At 59.5% G+C, this 14,405-nt stretch carries 16 protein-coding genes; 14 read left to right on the forward strand and 2 right to left on the reverse strand.

Features of this window, described 5'->3' with window-relative positions; genetic code table 11:
- Positions 1-16: 16 nt before the first annotated feature.
- The 7 genes from ACZ9BX_RS26035 to ACZ9BX_RS26065 all read left to right on the forward strand — a co-directional run bounded on the left by ACZ9BX_RS26035 (position 17) and on the right by ACZ9BX_RS26065 (position 6,937).
- Complete coding sequence (locus ACZ9BX_RS26035; RefSeq protein ID WP_476220991.1) at positions 17-679, forward strand: helix-turn-helix domain-containing protein; 663 nt, start codon at positions 17-19, stop codon at positions 677-679.
- 95 nt (positions 680-774) lie between these two features.
- A complete protein-coding gene (locus tag ACZ9BX_RS26040; RefSeq protein WP_476220992.1) occupies positions 775-1,680 on the forward strand; it encodes a class II glutamine amidotransferase in 906 nt (301 codons plus the stop codon).
- Between the two features lie 40 nt (positions 1,681-1,720).
- On the forward strand, positions 1,721-2,407 hold the full coding sequence (locus ACZ9BX_RS26045; protein ID WP_476220993.1) for a protein GlxC: 687 nt from the start codon (positions 1,721-1,723) through the stop codon (positions 2,405-2,407).
- 14 nt (positions 2,408-2,421) lie between these two features.
- The gene (locus ACZ9BX_RS26050; protein ID WP_476220994.1) at positions 2,422-3,750 is read left to right on the forward strand and encodes an FMN-binding glutamate synthase family protein; all 1,329 of its coding nucleotides are present in this window, start codon (positions 2,422-2,424) and stop codon (positions 3,748-3,750) included.
- A gap of 82 nt (positions 3,751-3,832) precedes the next feature.
- The gene (gene glnT / locus ACZ9BX_RS26055) at positions 3,833-5,140 is read left to right on the forward strand and encodes a type III glutamate--ammonia ligase (protein WP_476220995.1); all 1,308 of its coding nucleotides are present in this window, start codon (positions 3,833-3,835) and stop codon (positions 5,138-5,140) included.
- A gap of 76 nt (positions 5,141-5,216) precedes the next feature.
- Complete coding sequence (purU, locus tag ACZ9BX_RS26060) at positions 5,217-6,101, forward strand: formyltetrahydrofolate deformylase (protein ID WP_476220996.1); 885 nt, start codon at positions 5,217-5,219, stop codon at positions 6,099-6,101.
- Between the two features lie 140 nt (positions 6,102-6,241).
- Entirely contained in the window at positions 6,242-6,937 is a 696-nt protein-coding gene (locus ACZ9BX_RS26065) for a GntR family transcriptional regulator (RefSeq protein ID WP_476223043.1), read from the forward strand.
- Between the two features lie 54 nt (positions 6,938-6,991).
- Here the strand turns inward: ACZ9BX_RS26065 and ACZ9BX_RS26070 are convergent, their stop codons facing one another.
- Together ACZ9BX_RS26070 and ACZ9BX_RS26075 are read right to left on the reverse strand one after the other, a co-directional pair.
- Entirely contained in the window at positions 6,992-7,300 is a 309-nt protein-coding gene (locus ACZ9BX_RS26070) for a HigA family addiction module antitoxin (RefSeq protein WP_476220997.1), read from the reverse strand.
- 9 nt (positions 7,301-7,309) lie between these two features.
- Complete coding sequence (locus tag ACZ9BX_RS26075) at positions 7,310-7,606, reverse strand: type II toxin-antitoxin system RelE/ParE family toxin (protein WP_476220998.1); 297 nt, start codon at positions 7,604-7,606, stop codon at positions 7,310-7,312.
- A 420-nt stretch (positions 7,607-8,026) separates the two neighbouring features.
- Between ACZ9BX_RS26075 and ACZ9BX_RS26080 the strand changes: the two genes are divergently transcribed.
- Genes ACZ9BX_RS26080 through ACZ9BX_RS26110 form a run of 7 tightly spaced genes read left to right on the forward strand, consistent with a single transcriptional unit; the run spans position 8,027 to position 14,312 of the window.
- Positions 8,027-8,629, forward strand: coding sequence for an amino acid synthesis family protein (locus ACZ9BX_RS26080; protein ID WP_476221000.1), 603 nt, complete (start codon positions 8,027-8,029; stop codon positions 8,627-8,629).
- 16 nt (positions 8,630-8,645) lie between these two features.
- Positions 8,646-9,488 carry an alpha/beta fold hydrolase gene (locus ACZ9BX_RS26085; RefSeq protein WP_476223044.1) on the forward strand — a complete coding sequence of 281 codons (843 nt, stop codon included), beginning with the start codon at positions 8,646-8,648 and terminating at the stop codon, positions 9,486-9,488.
- Entirely contained in the window at positions 9,485-10,420 is a 936-nt protein-coding gene (locus ACZ9BX_RS26090; RefSeq protein ID WP_476221001.1) for a flavin reductase family protein, read from the forward strand. Before ACZ9BX_RS26085 ends, ACZ9BX_RS26090 begins: the two co-directional genes overlap by 4 nt.
- Positions 10,417-11,457, forward strand: a complete 1,041-nt coding sequence (locus tag ACZ9BX_RS26095; RefSeq protein WP_476221002.1) for an LLM class flavin-dependent oxidoreductase — start codon at positions 10,417-10,419, stop codon at positions 11,455-11,457. Before ACZ9BX_RS26090 ends, ACZ9BX_RS26095 begins: the two co-directional genes overlap by 4 nt.
- 4 nt (positions 11,458-11,461) lie before the next feature.
- Positions 11,462-12,925 carry an aldehyde dehydrogenase gene (locus tag ACZ9BX_RS26100; RefSeq protein WP_476221004.1) on the forward strand — a complete coding sequence of 488 codons (1,464 nt, stop codon included), beginning with the start codon at positions 11,462-11,464 and terminating at the stop codon, positions 12,923-12,925.
- Between the two features lie 5 nt (positions 12,926-12,930).
- A complete protein-coding gene (locus ACZ9BX_RS26105; RefSeq protein ID WP_087001271.1) occupies positions 12,931-13,263 on the forward strand; it encodes an NIPSNAP family protein in 333 nt (110 codons plus the stop codon).
- Between the two features lie 38 nt (positions 13,264-13,301).
- A complete protein-coding gene (locus ACZ9BX_RS26110) occupies positions 13,302-14,312 on the forward strand; it encodes an ABC transporter substrate-binding protein (RefSeq protein WP_476221006.1) in 1,011 nt (336 codons plus the stop codon).
- Positions 14,313-14,405 lie beyond the last annotated feature (93 nt).

The raw sequence follows: 14,405 nt of genomic DNA on the forward strand, positions 1-14,405 counted from the left end.
TTCTGCCGGAGACATCATGACGTCCAAGACACAGATCGAAAATGCCGTGGCGCTGGATCAGAATCCGCACGCGGTTCGCGAACCGCGCGTCAACAATCTCGAATTGGCGATTGGACACGAGGTCCGAAATTTTCGCAAAAAGCTCGGCATCACCGTCACGGATCTGTCTGCGGCGACGGGCATTTCGCTTGGTATGCTGTCGAAGATCGAGAACGGTAATATTTCGCCGTCGCTGACGACACTGCAGACGCTCTCCAGGGCGCTCGGCGTTCCGATTACCGCCTTTTTTCGCCGCTTCGAAGAGCCACGGAACGCAACCTTCGTCAAGGCAGGTGAGGGGGTGAATATTGAGCGTCGCGGCACGCGCGCCGGGCATCAATACAGCCTGCTTGGCCATATCGACAACAATACCAGCGGTGTCACGGTCGAGCCCTATCTGATCACCTTGACTGCCGAATCCGACGTCTTTCCCACCTTCCAGCACGACGGAATGGAGTTTCTCTACCTTTTGGAGGGGGAGGTGGTCTACCGCCATTCCGACTCCCTTTACAGGATGCAACCGGGCGACAGCCTGTTCTTCGATGCGGATGCGCCACATGGGCCCGAGGAGCTCGTGAAGCTCCCCTGCCGCTATCTCTCGATCATTTCCTATCCACAGCAGAAGACGGTGAGTGGTTAGATTATTGCCTAAAAAGAAAAATTTATTCCTCATAGTTGATTGTTGCCGCACGGTCTGATAGCTCTCGTTCAGAGACGAACGGAGGATGCTGGGCCATGTGCGGAATTGTTGGACTATTTCTCAAAGACCGGAGGCTTGAGCCTGAGCTCGGTCGGCTCCTGTCGGAAATGCTGATCACCATGACGGACCGCGGTCCGGACTCGGCCGGCATTGCAATCTACGGCTCGATTGCCGAGGCAAAAGCGAAGGTGACGATCCAGTCGGCCAAGCCGCAGGCGGATTTCGCCGGTCTCGAAAGAGATTTGGCGGAAGCCGGCGTCCCGGCCAGCGTCAGCGTCAAGAGCACACATGCCGTCATCGAGATCGCTGCGGACATGCTTGCGGGGATCCGGCCGGTTCTGGCCGCGCTTCGCCCCGACGTGCGCGTCATGGGCTCTGGCGAGAGCGTCGAGATTTATAAGGAAACCGGGCTGCCGAAGGATGTCGTCGCCCGTTTCGGCGTCCGCTCCATGAGCGGCTCGCACGGCATTGGCCATACCCGCATGGCAACGGAATCGGCTGTCACGACGCTCGGTGCGCATCCCTTCTCGACCGGCTCCGATCAATGCCTGGTGCACAACGGTTCGCTGTCGAACCACAACAATTTGCGCCGCGAGCTGGTGCGGGAGGGCATGACCTTCGAAACCCAGAACGACTCGGAAGTCGCAGCCGCCTACCTCACCTCTGAAATGGCCAAGGGCAAGGACCTCGGGCAGGCCCTGACCGGCGCGCTCGACGACCTCGACGGCTTCTTCACCTTTGTCGTCGGCACCAGGTCCGGCTTCGGCGTTGTGCGCGATCCGATTGCCTGCAAGCCCGCTGTCATGGCCGAAACGGACCGATACGTCGCCTTCGGTTCCGAATACCGGGCGCTCGTCAACCTGCCTGGCATAGAAACCGCGCGCGTCTGGGAGCCGGAGCCTGCAACCGTCTATTTCTGGGATCACCAGAAAGCCGCCTGACCAGGGCGCCTGCCGCGCATTCTCCAAGGGTTATTGAAACATGCCTGTCATTGATCTTGCCACCACTCCCCTGCGTGAGCTCAACAGCGCTCTGCACCGCCTCCAGCAGGGTTCGAACGACCTTTCCTTCGAGGTTGTCAATCCGCGCGGCAGCCATTCCGTTGCCGTCGGCATCGACACGCCCGTCGCGGTCGATGTGAAGGGGTCTGTCGGCTATTACTGCGCCGGGATGAACGACGGCGGCACCGTCACCGTTTATGGCTCGGCAGGTCCGGGCGTCGCGGAAAACATGATGTCAGGCACCGTCGTCGTCGAAGGTGACGCCTCCCAATATGCGGGCGCCACTGGCCGCGGCGGGCTGCTGGTCATCAAGGGCAATGCGGCGTCGCGCTGCGGCATCTCGATGAAGGGCATCGACATTGTCGTTCACGGCAACATCGGCCACATGTCCGCCTTCATGGGCCAATCCGGCCACCTGGTCGTGCTCGGCGACGCCGGCGATGCGTTGGGAGATTCGCTCTATGAGGCAAAGCTTTTCGTGCGCGGCTCGGTCAAGAGCCTGGGTGCCGACTGCATCGAAAAGGAGCTGCGCCCGGAGCATCTGACGAAACTGGCCGAACTCCTCGAAAAGGCGGGCGTGACCGGCGTGCGGCCCGAGGAATTCAAGCGCTACGGCTCGGCCCGCAAGCTTTACAATTTCAATATCGACAACGCCGACGCGTATTAAGGCGAGGGACCATCATGAGCTATCACAACCCCTACACCCCGCCGCGCAAGTCCGCGACCTTCGACGATTACACGCTGGCGGAAATCCGCCGCGCTGCGGCAACCGGCATCTACGATATTCGTGGCGCTGGCACCAAACGCAAGGTTCCGCATTTCGATGACCTGTTGTTTCTCGGCGCGTCGATCTCGCGCTATCCGCTCGAAGGTTACCGCGAGAAGTGCGACACGTCGGTCGTCCTCGGCACGCGTTTCGCCAAGAAGCCCATTTTCCTGAAGACGCCGATCACCATTGCTGGCATGAGCTTCGGCGCCCTGTCCGGCAATGCCAAGGAAGCGCTCGGACGCGGCGCGACGATTGCCGGAACCTCCACCACCACCGGCGATGGCGGGATGACCGATGAAGAGCGCGGCCATTCGCAGACGTTGGTCTACCAGTATCTGCCGTCGCGGTACGGCATGAATCCGAAGGACCTGCGTCGCGCCGATGCCATCGAAGTGGTTGTCGGCCAAGGCGCAAAGCCCGGCGGCGGCGGCATGCTGCTCGGTCAGAAGATTTCCGATCGCGTGGCCGAGATGCGCAACCTGCCCAAGGGCATCGACCAGCGCTCGGCCTGCCGCCATCCTGACTGGACCGGCCCGGACGATCTCGAGATCAAGATCATGGAACTGCGCGAGATCACCGACTGGGAAAAGCCGATCTATGTGAAGGTCGGCGGCGCGCGTCCATACTACGATACGGCTTTAGCGGTGAAGGCTGGCGCGGATGTCGTCGTTCTCGACGGCATGCAGGGTGGCACCGCAGCCACGCAGGACGTTTTCATCGAGCATGTCGGCATGCCGATCCTCGCCTGTATCCGCCCGGCGGTTCAGGCGCTGCAGGATCTCGGAATGCATCGCAAGGTGCAACTGATCGTATCGGGCGGTATCCGCTCCGGTGCGGACGTCGCGAAGGCTCTGGCGCTGGGTGCCGATGCCGTTGCTATTGGAACGGCGGCGCTGGTTGCACTGGGCGACAACGACCCGAGGTGGGAAGACGAGTACCGGAAGCTCGGTACCACGGCTGGCGCGTACGACGACTGGCACGAAGGCAAGGACCCGGCCGGGATTACGACGCAGGATCCGGAACTGGCGGCTCGCCTAGATCCGATCGCCGCTGGCCGCCGCCTTGCCAACTATCTGAAGGTCATGACGCTCGAAGCCCAAACCATCGCTCGTGCCTGCGGCAAAAACCACCTGCACAATCTGGAGCCGGAAGATCTTTGTGCGCTAACCATGGAAGCGGCTGCCATGGCGCAGATCCCGCTCGCCGGGACCAGCTGGTACCCAGGCAAGGGCGGTTTCTGAAGCCGCATCGAAAATAGCGAGCCGCATTTGGGAGGATGCGGCTCGTTTCCGTTAAGTGTCTGAATACAAAAAGGGGAACGACGTGACACTGGATCTCTCGACATATGCCGCGGACAACGGCATCAAATATTTCATGATTAGCTTTACCGACCTGTTCGGCGGCCAGCGCGCCAAGCTGGTGCCGGCCGAAGCGATTGCTGACATGCAGAAAGACGGCGCGGGCTTTGCAGGCTTTGCCACCTGGCTCGATCTGACGCCTGCCCATCCCGACCTTTTCGCCATTCCGGATGCATCCTCGATCATCCAGCTTCCGTGGAAGAAAGATGTGGCCTGGGTCGCGGCCGACTGCGTCATGGAGGATCAGCCGGTCGAGCAGGCCCCCCGGGTCCTCCTCAAGAAGTTGATTGCCGAGGCTGCGAATTTGGGCCTGCGCGTCAAGACCGGTGTCGAGCCGGAATTTTTCCTGATCTCGCCGGATGGTTCGAAGATTTCCGACGCGTTCGATAATGCCGAAAAGCCCTGCTATGATCAGCAGGCTGTCATGCGCCGCTACGACGTCATCACCGAGATCTGCGACTGCATGCTGAAACTCGGCTGGAAGCCCTATCAGAACGATCATGAGGATGCCAACGGCCAGTTCGAGATGAATTGGGAATATGACGATGCGCTGCAGACCGCGGACAAGCATTCCTTCTTCAAATTCATGGTGAAGTCGATCGCCGAGAAACATGGTCTTCGCGCCACCTTCATGCCGAAGCCCTTCAAGGGCCTGACCGGCAACGGCTGCCACGCTCATATCTCCGTCTGGGACCTTGAGGGTAGGAATAATGCGTTTGCCGACAGGACGATGCCGTTTGGTCTTTCCGCCAAAGGCAAGACCTTCCTCGGCGGCATCATGAAACATGCCCCGGCGCTGGCTGCGGTGACCAATCCGACCGTCAATTCCTACAAGCGCATCAATGCGCCGCGGACGATCTCCGGTGCGACCTGGGCGCCGAATACGGTGACCTGGACCGGCAACAACCGCACCCATATGGTGCGCGTGCCAGGCCCCGGCCGCTTTGAGTTGCGGCTGCCCGACGGTGCGGTCAATCCCTATCTGCTGCAGGCGATCATCATCGCGGCGGGGCTTTCTGGCCTTCGCTGCAATGCCGATCCGGGGCCGCATCACGATATCGACATGTACCGCGACGGACATACCGTAACTGATGCGCCCAAACTTCCGCTCAACCTGTTGGATGCGCTTCGCGAGTATGAGAAAGACATCGAGCTGCAAGCCGCGCTCGGCACCGAGTTCTCCGCCGCCTATCTGAAGTTAAAACAGGGCGAGTGGAACACCTATTGCTCGCAGTTTACTGCCTGGGAACACGAAACGACCCTCGACGTCTGATATCTCTCCGCCGCCCATCGCGGCCTTTCCCCGGCTGCGCACGGGGTCTTTTTGACATCGCTGAAAAGAGCCTGCCATGACGCAATTCATCCTGACGGTCACCTGCAAGTCAACGCGCGGCATCGTGGCCGCCTTGTCCGGTTATCTCGCGGACGCTGGTTGCAACATCATCGACTCCTCGCAGTTTGACGATCTCGATACCGGCCTTTTTTTCATGCGTGTCAGCTTCCTGTCGGAAGAGGGCATCGGCCTTGCGGAGCTTACCGAAGGTCTAAAGCCGGTCGCCGGAAAGTTCGGGATGGAAGCCGAGATCCACGATGGCTCGCGCCGCATGAAGGTCATGCTGATGGTCTCGCGCTTCGGCCATTGTCTCAACGATCTTCTCTACCGCTGGAAGATTGGCGCGCTGCCAATCGATGTTGTCGGCGTCGTCTCCAACCATTTCGACTACCAGAAAGTGGTGGTCAATCATGATATTCCCTTCCACCACATTCCCGTGACCAAGCAGAACAAGCTGCAGGCCGAAGCCAGGATCATGGACCTGGTGGAAAGCACCGGCACCGAACTCATCGTTCTTGCACGCTACATGCAGATCCTGTCTGACCGCATGTGCACCGAGATGTCCGGCAAGATCATCAATATCCACCACTCCTTCCTGCCGAGCTTCAAGGGCGCCAATCCGTACAAACAGGCCTACGGTCGGGGTATAAAGCTGATCGGCGCGACGGCTCATTATGTCACCGCCGACCTGGATGAAGGCCCTATCATCGAACAGGACACGGTGCGCGTCACCCACGCACAGAGCCCTGAAGACTATGTCTCGCTCGGCCGCGACGTCGAAGCGCAGGTTCTGGCGCGGGCCATCCACGCCCATATCCATCGCCGCACCTTCATCAATGGCAACCGCACCATCGTGTTTCCGCCAAGCCCGGGCAGCTACGCATCCGAGCGTATGGGGTAAAATGCAGCGTGGCGAATAACTGCGCCACCAGTTGCAATCGTCCGACCCTGTCGATAAGTATCTGGTACGCCATAATATGGTGTGGCCGTGTTGCATCCTTGCGACACCGCGAGCATGGCATATCAAGACAGGGGCGGAGAATGACCGTAGGTTTGAAAGATTCGACGATCAAAGTGGAGCGGCCCGCGAAAACCTTGCGCGAACTGGCGCTGGACAAGGTTCGCGAGGCCATCGATAGCGGTCATTTCAAACCAGGTGATCGTCTGGTGGAGCGAGATCTGTGCGCCCAGCTTGGCGTGAGCCGGACGATTGTTCGCGAGGTGCTGCGCCATCTTGAGTCGGAAGGCCTTGTTGCGAATCTTCCGAACAAGGGCCCGATCGTGGCCCGGCTCGATGCCGATGAAGCGCGGCAAATCTATGAAATACGCGGAGCTCTGGAGGGCATGGCGGCACGCCTCTGCGCCGAGCGTCGCGATCCTGCAATCGTTGAGGCACTCGAGGCCGCGCTGAATGATATTCGCCAATGCTACAGCAAAAAAGACATGCCCGGCGTGCTGGCCAGTACCTCGGCTTTTTACCAAGTGCTTTTCAGCAAGGTCGATCGCCGCGTTGCCTGGGGCATTGTCAACCTACTGACTGTCAGGATCAATCATCTCCGCTCGATGACAATCAAGACGGATAACCGCAATGTCGAGGGTCCCGCACAGATGGAGAGGATCATCGAGGCGATCAGGCGGGGGGATGGCGAGGGCGCCTATCGCGCGGCGATGGACCATGTCACAAGTGCGGCAGCCATTGCCGAGGCCGTGATCTCGGCCCAGTCGCCGGCTGCCTGACATCTTTGCCGTTGATGTGAAGCGGCGGTCCCTTCCCTGGCGGTCGCTGCTTACTCACGCTGCGGAAGCAAGAGGTTTGGCACGTTCGATTCGCTCAATCTCACGCGGAGAGTGCATCGCTTCCCACAAATCAGTGCGGCGCTGCACGTTGAGCCAAAAGTCGGGACTATTGCCGAAAACACGCGCCAGAATGAGCGCGGTCGGAGCTGTCACGGTGCGGCGAGCGTTGCAAAGCTCGTTCACATGTTTGCGCGGAACTCCCATCGCCTCGGACAAAGCCAACTGCGTCAGGCCAAACGGCTGCATGAACTCTTCCACCAGAATTTCCCCGACTGTCGCCGGCTTACGCGCGGTCATCAACATTTTGTCACCTCATCGATAGCTATGGTCGTCAAGATATAGGTCAGACGCTTCGCCTTTGCTTCCGTCCCATCGGAACACCAGCCTCCATTGCTTGTTGACGCGGATGGAATGGAAGCCGTCGAGATTCCCTTTTAACTTCTCGAAATGATTGCTCGGCGGTACCCTCAAGTCTTGATCGGAAGTCGCATCGTCAATCATCTGGAGTTTGCGAAACAAGCGGCTTTCGAGATCGAATGGAATATTGCGAGAACTTATATCCTCCACGAAGAAGGCCCGTAACCACCCATTCCGAAACCCTGCGATCATTCCAATCCTCCAAAGTAGTCGCAATGTACCGCTCTATGGGACTATGGGCAACTCGTTTCTCCCGCCGCAAGCCTCAGATGACAACAATCTTGTTGCAGGAGAAGGCATCATCGATGTCTTGGTCGCACTTCGTATGGGCTGAGGGTTCCGACGCTCAAAGGCTTCGGGGCGGACCGAACCCATTGCCTCGAGTTGTTGCCAGAAATGATGTGCGAAGCCTGCGGCTTCCCCAATGAGGCGGAGATGGCTTGCCGCTATGAAGTTGCATGTGAAGGGGTCGGATTCGAGCGGCATTCTCTAAGTAACTGATAGAAATACACAATATCTGATAATGACGCCCAATTATTCCGTCTGGATAAAGGCTATTGACGAATTAATATTATGGCATACCATAACACCATATGTAGCTGAGGACGTCGCATGAGCATCCAGATCCGCAAGACGCTGTTGCAAATCGAAACCACCTTGATCGAAGGCGGAAAGGCCGCGCCGCTACCGCTGAAACTGTATTCGGCTTTCGCGGTGGTCAAGAATCCATGGGCAGGCAAAGGCTTTGTCGAGGACCTCAAGCCGGAAATCCATGCGGGCGCGCCTGTGCTGGGAGAATTGCTGACGCGCATGATCATCGAAGCCGTTGGCTCCGGCGAAGCTGTCGAAGGGTACGGAAAGTCCGCGGTCGTTGGACTGGACGGCGAGATCGAACATGCGTCCGCGCTCATACACACGCTTCGTTTCGGCAATTTCTATCGCCATGCGGTCGGCGCGAAATCCTATCTTGCCTTCTGCAACACGCGCGGTCCGGCCAACGCGCCGATCATGATCCCCTTGATGGACAAGAATGATGAAGGACGCCGTTCGCATTACCTGACCATTCAGACGTCTATTCCCGATGCGCCGGCAGCCGACGAGATTGTGGTGGCGCTTGGCGCGTCGGTAGGTGGGCGCCCGCATCACCGCATCGGCGACCGCTATCAGGATCTCAAGGATCTTGGCCAAGACGTCGCCAATCCCGCCGGTGTTTGAGAAGGCTGGGCGTGAAATGCAGATCGCTGGATCAACCACGCAAGGCGCTTGCGCAAAGGCCTACGGTTCCTTTGCCAGGGACGCGACGGCAAGTGGCATGGCCTATCACGAAGCCGGCACGGGTGAACCGCTTGTGCTCATCCACGGTGTCGGCATGCGGCTCGAAGCCTGGGGGCCACAGATCGCATGCCTGTCTGCAACTCATCGTGTGATCGCGGTCGACATGCCTGGGCACGGTGGAAGCAGAAAGCTGTCGGTGGGCAGCCCGCTTGAGGCTTTCGTGGCCTGGTTCGGGCGCTTTCTGGACGAGATGGGATTGGACGCGGTGAACGTGGCCGGGCACTCCATGGGGGCCTTAGTGTCCGGGGGCGCAGCGGCAACGTTCGGCGACCGGATCAAGCGTGTTGCCTACCTCAACGGCGTATACAGGCGAGATCCGGAAGCAAAGGCTGCCGTGCTTGCGCGCGCCGCGGCCATTTCTCAGTCGGGCGTGGACAAAGAGGGGCCTCTGGTCCGTTGGTTCGGTGACGATCCCGACAGTGCGATTGCACGCGAGCTGACGCGGAAGTGGCTGAATCTTGTCGATCCGGAGGGATATGCTATCGCCTATTCCGCCTTCGCCGGAGGAGACGCGACCTTTGCCGATCGCTGGAAAGACGTGGCAGGACCCGCGCTGTTCTTGACAGGATCGGATGATCCGAACTCGACGCCGCTGATGGCGGTACAAATGGCGGCGCTTGCGCCGCAAGGCTCGGTCCGCATCGTCGAAGGCCATCGTCACATGGTCAACCTGACAGCGCCGGATATCGTAAACTCGCTGCTCGCGGAGTGGCTGTCGTTCGGGGAGGACGTACGATGACAATCCAGACTGTCGACCCAAGGGCCCTGCGCGACGCATTCGGCGCGTTCCCGACCGGCGTGACTGTCGTGACCGCCAACGACAAGGCCGGAAACCCGATCGGCTTTACGGCAAACTCCTTCACCTCCGTATCCCTTGATCCACCGCTCCTGCTTGTCTGCCTTGCAAAGACGTCCCGCAACTACGCGACGATGACGGGCGCACGACATTTTGCAATCAACGTGCTCTCCGAAACGCAAAAGGATGTGTCGAATACATTCGCACGGCCTGTCGAGGACAGATTTGCGGCGGTCGAGTGGGGCAAGGGATCTGCAGGTTGCCCGATATTCTCGAATGTGGCGGCCTGGTTCGAATGTGCCATGGAACAGGTCGTCGAGGCCGGCGACCACGTCATCTTGATGGGGCGCGTGGAGTCTTTCGACAATAGCGGCCGCAACGGTCTCGGTTATGCGCGCGGCGGCTATTTTACGCCGATCCTGGCAAGCAAGGCTGTTTCGGCGGCAACGGAAGGCAATATCGAGCTCGGTGCCGTGGTTGAACGCCGCGGAGAGGTCCTGCTTCTCGGCGACGATATCCTCTCGCTGCCAACCTGCGACGTCGATGACGGCAACCCGACTGAAAAGCTCCAGGAATACCTCCAGACGCTTACGGGACTGACGGTCAGCATCGGCTTCCTCTATTCGGTTTACGAGGGGAAAAGCGACGGAAAGCAACATATCGTCTATCGCGCGTCTGTTTCGTCAGGGGAGCCCGCAAACGGCAGGTTCCTGAAGCCGGACGCTCTGTCCCGGGCGTGTTTCAGGACCAGCTCGACCGCAGACATCGTCGCTCGTTTCGCTATGGAAAGCTCGATCGGCAATTTCGGCATCTATTTTGGCGATGAGACTGGCGGCACTATTCGTCCCATTCCATCCAAGGGCATACGATCATGAAATTCTCCCTCTTTGTTCATATGGAGCGGCTCGACGCCGACCAAACCCAAAAGAGCCTCTACGAGGAATTCGTGGCGCTCTGCGAGATCGCCGACAAAGGCGGCATGCACGCGATCTGGACCGGCGAACACCACGGGATGGACTTTACCATCGCGCCCAATCCGTTTGTTACCATTGCCGATCTGGCCCGGCGCACGACGCGGGCAAGGCTTGGAACCGGGACTGTCATCGCACCCTTCTGGCACCCGATCAAACTCGCTGGCGAAGCAGCGATGACCGACATCATTTGCGATGGCAGGCTCGACATCGGAATTGCCCGCGGTGCTTATTCTTTCGAATATGAGCGTCTGCTGCCCGGTCTTGATGCCTGGGGCGCTGGGCAGCGGATGCGCGAACTCATCCCCGCCGTCAAAGGTTTGTGGAAGGGTGACTACACCCATGAGGGTGAATTCTTCAACTTCCCATCGACCACCTCGGCGCCAAAGCCGCTGCAGCAACCGCACCCGCCTATATGGGTTGCGGCGCGCGATCCGAACTCGCATGAGTTCGCCGTGGCCAACGGCTGCAATGTTCAGGTGACGCCGCTGTGGCAGGGCGATGACGAAGTCCAGACACTGATGGGGCGCTTCAACGATGCCTGCGCCAAGAACCCGGATAGAGACCGGCCGAAGATCATGCTGCTTCGTCACACCTATGTCAGCTCCACCGAGGAGGACATCGCCCAGGCCGCGCACGAGCTGAGCGTCTACTACAATTATTTCTTCGCCTGGTTCAAAAACGACAAGCCGATCACGCAAGGCCTGATTGAACGCATTCCGGACGAAGATATCCGATCGAACGCGATGCTCTCGGATGAGGTCATGCGCACGAACAATGTCGTGGGAACCGCGCAAACCGTCATTGATCGCCTCAAGTCCTACGAAGCGCTCGGCTACGACGAATATTCCTTCTGGATCGACACCGGCATGAGCTTCGAGCGCAAGAAGGCGTCGCTCGAGCGCTTCATCGCCGAGGTCATGCCGGCATTTTCGGAGTAAGTATATGCAGCGTTTCCAGCATTATATCGATGGCGAATTCTTAGATGGCGAAGCTCGCTTTCCGAGCATCGATCCCGCGACCGGCAAGGTCTGGGCGGAGATGCCGGAAGCGCGCGAAGCGGATGTCGATCGGGCCGTGAGCGCCGCCGACAGGGCGCTTTATGAAGGCCCCTGGTCGAAGATGACGGCGACGCAACGTGGCAGGCTGCTCTATAAACTCGCTGACCTCGTTGCGGCAAACGCTCAGACGCTTGCCGAACTTGAGACGCGGGATACCGGCAAGATCATCCGCGAGACATCCGCTCAGATTGCCTATGTCGCCGACTATTATCGTTACTATGCCGGCATGGCCGACAAGATCGAGGGCTCCTACCTCCCGATCGACAAGCCCGACATGGATGTCTGGCTTCGCCGGGAGCCCATTGGCGTTGTCGCGATGGTCGTGCCTTGGAACAGTCAGCTCTTCCTGTCCGCCGTAAAAATCGGACCGGCGCTTGCGGCCGGCTGCACCATGGTCGTGAAAGCCTCCGAAGACGGTCCGGCGCCGCTTCTCGAATTTGCGCGCCTCGCGCATGAGGCAGGCTTTCCCCCAGGTGTGGTCAACATCATTACGGGGTTCGGCGCATCTTGCGGCGCAGCGCTCGGCAGACATCCCAAGGTCGCCCATGTCGCCTTCACAGGTGGGCCAGAAACCGCACGGCACATCGTTCGCAACTCGGCTGAAAACCTTGCATCCACCTCACTTGAGCTTGGCGGCAAGTCGCCCTTCATCGTCTTTGCGGACGCTGACCTCGAAAGTGCTGCCAACGCCCAGGTCGCAGGTATCTTCGCCGCGACGGGACAGAGCTGTGTCGCCGGATCGCGGCTGATCGTGGAGCGCAGCGTCAAGGATGAGTTCATCGCACTGCTGCAGCAGAAGGCCGAAGCGATCCGGATTGGCCCTCCGCTCGATATGGCAACCGAAGTTGGACCGCTTGCGACTAAGCGCCAGCAGGACAATATCGCAGCCCTCGTCGAGAAGTCGGTGGCATGCGGAGCCCGTCTCGTCACAGGCGGACGCAAGGCTGATGGGAAGGGCTATTACTTCCCGCCGACGATACTCGACTGCGACAATGTCGCGTCGCCCTCGCTAGTCGACGAGTTCTTTGGACCGGTTCTTTCAGTCGTCTCGTTCGAGACCGAGGCCGAAGCGCTGAGGCTTGCAAATGATACGCGCTACGGCCTGGCGTCCGGTGTCTTCACTCAGAACCTCACCCGCGCGCACCGCCTGATGAAGAGCCTGCGGGCCGGGATTGTCTGGGTCAATACCTATCGCGCGGTATCGCCGATCGCGCCGTTCGGCGGTTTCGGCCTGTCCGGACATGGCAGGGAAGGCGGCATGGCTGCGGCGCTCGATTATACCCGCACCAAGACGATCTGGCTCCGGACGTCTGACGATCCGATCCCCGACCCGTTCGTGATGAGGTGACGCCGATGTTTTACGAGATCCGGACCTACAGGCTGAAGAACGGCACGATTCCGCAATATCTCAAGGTCGTGGAAGAAGAGGGCATAGAAATCCAGAAGAGCCATCTCGGCGCACTGGTTGGCTACTTCTTTTCGGAGATTGGAACCATCAACGAGATCGTCCACATCTGGGCTTTTGCCAGCCTGGACGATCGGGACGCAAGACGACAGAGGCTGATGGCCGATCCGCGCTGGCAAGCCTTCCTGCCAAAGATTCGTGACCTCATCGAGGTGGCGGAAAACAAGATTATGAAGCCAGCAAACTTCTCCCCCAAGGAAAGACGCGCGCTGACGGCATAATGCAAAAGCGAGACGAACCAAAACAAGGATAAGGGAACATGAAAACCACATTCGCTGTCGCAGCAGTTGCCGCGCTCATCGCAGCATCCGCACCGGCCAAAGCCGAAAGCCTCGTCTTCTCCAGTTGGGGGGGAACCACGCAGGACGCGCAGAAGGCCGCATGGGCAAGTAAATTCACCACCGACACCGGCACCCCCGTCGTACAGGATGGCCCGACGGACTATGGCAAGTTGAAGGCCATGGTCGAGGCAGGACAGGTCTCCTGGGATGTCGTCGACGTCGAAGGGGATTATGCCGCTCAGGCCGGCAAGAACGGCCAGCTTGAGAAGCTTGATTTCTCCGTCATCGACAAGTCAAAGCTCGATCCGCGGTTCGTCACTGATTATTCCGTTGGCAGCTTCTACTATTCCTTTGTGGTTGGCTGCAATGCCGATGCCGTCAGCGCTTGCCCGAAAACATGGGCCGACCTGTTCGACACGGCAAAATTTCCGGGAAAGCGCACCTTCTACAAGTGGTCGGCTCCCGGTGTGATCGAGGCTGCGCTGCTGGCCGACGGCGTTCCGGCCGACAAGCTTTATCCACTTGACCTCGACCGCGCCTTCAAGAAGCTGGATACGATTAAATCCGACATCATCTGGTGGTCGGGCGGCGCCCAGTCGCAGCAATTGCTCGCCTCAGCCGAAGCGCCCTTCGGCAGCCTTTGGAATGGCCGCATGACGGCACTCGCCAAAAGCGGCGTCAAGGCTGAGACCTCCTGGGAACAGAACATTACCGCTGCGGATTCGCTTGTCGTGCCGAAGGGAGCGCCGAACCTCAAAGCGGCTATGAAGTTCATCGCGCTGGCCACATCCGCAGAGGCGCAGGCAGCGTTTGCAAAGGAAACGGGCTATGCTCCGACCAATATTGAATCGGCCAAACTGATGGATCCGGAGACGGCGAAAACACTACCCGATCAGCAGACGGCCAGCCAGGTCAATGCCGATATGGCCTACTGGGCAGACAACCGCGATGCGATCGGCGAACGCTGGTACGCCTGGCAGGCCAAGTAGGCTGAAGAGCAGATCACCAGGCACGGCGGCGCAATACCCGCCGTGCCGAGAACGCAGCGTCTGTGCCGCTTCCAGGCTCTTAGGCGCCAGTCC

The sequence above is a fragment of the Rhizobium sp. USDA 3886 genome (assembly GCF_056279785.1).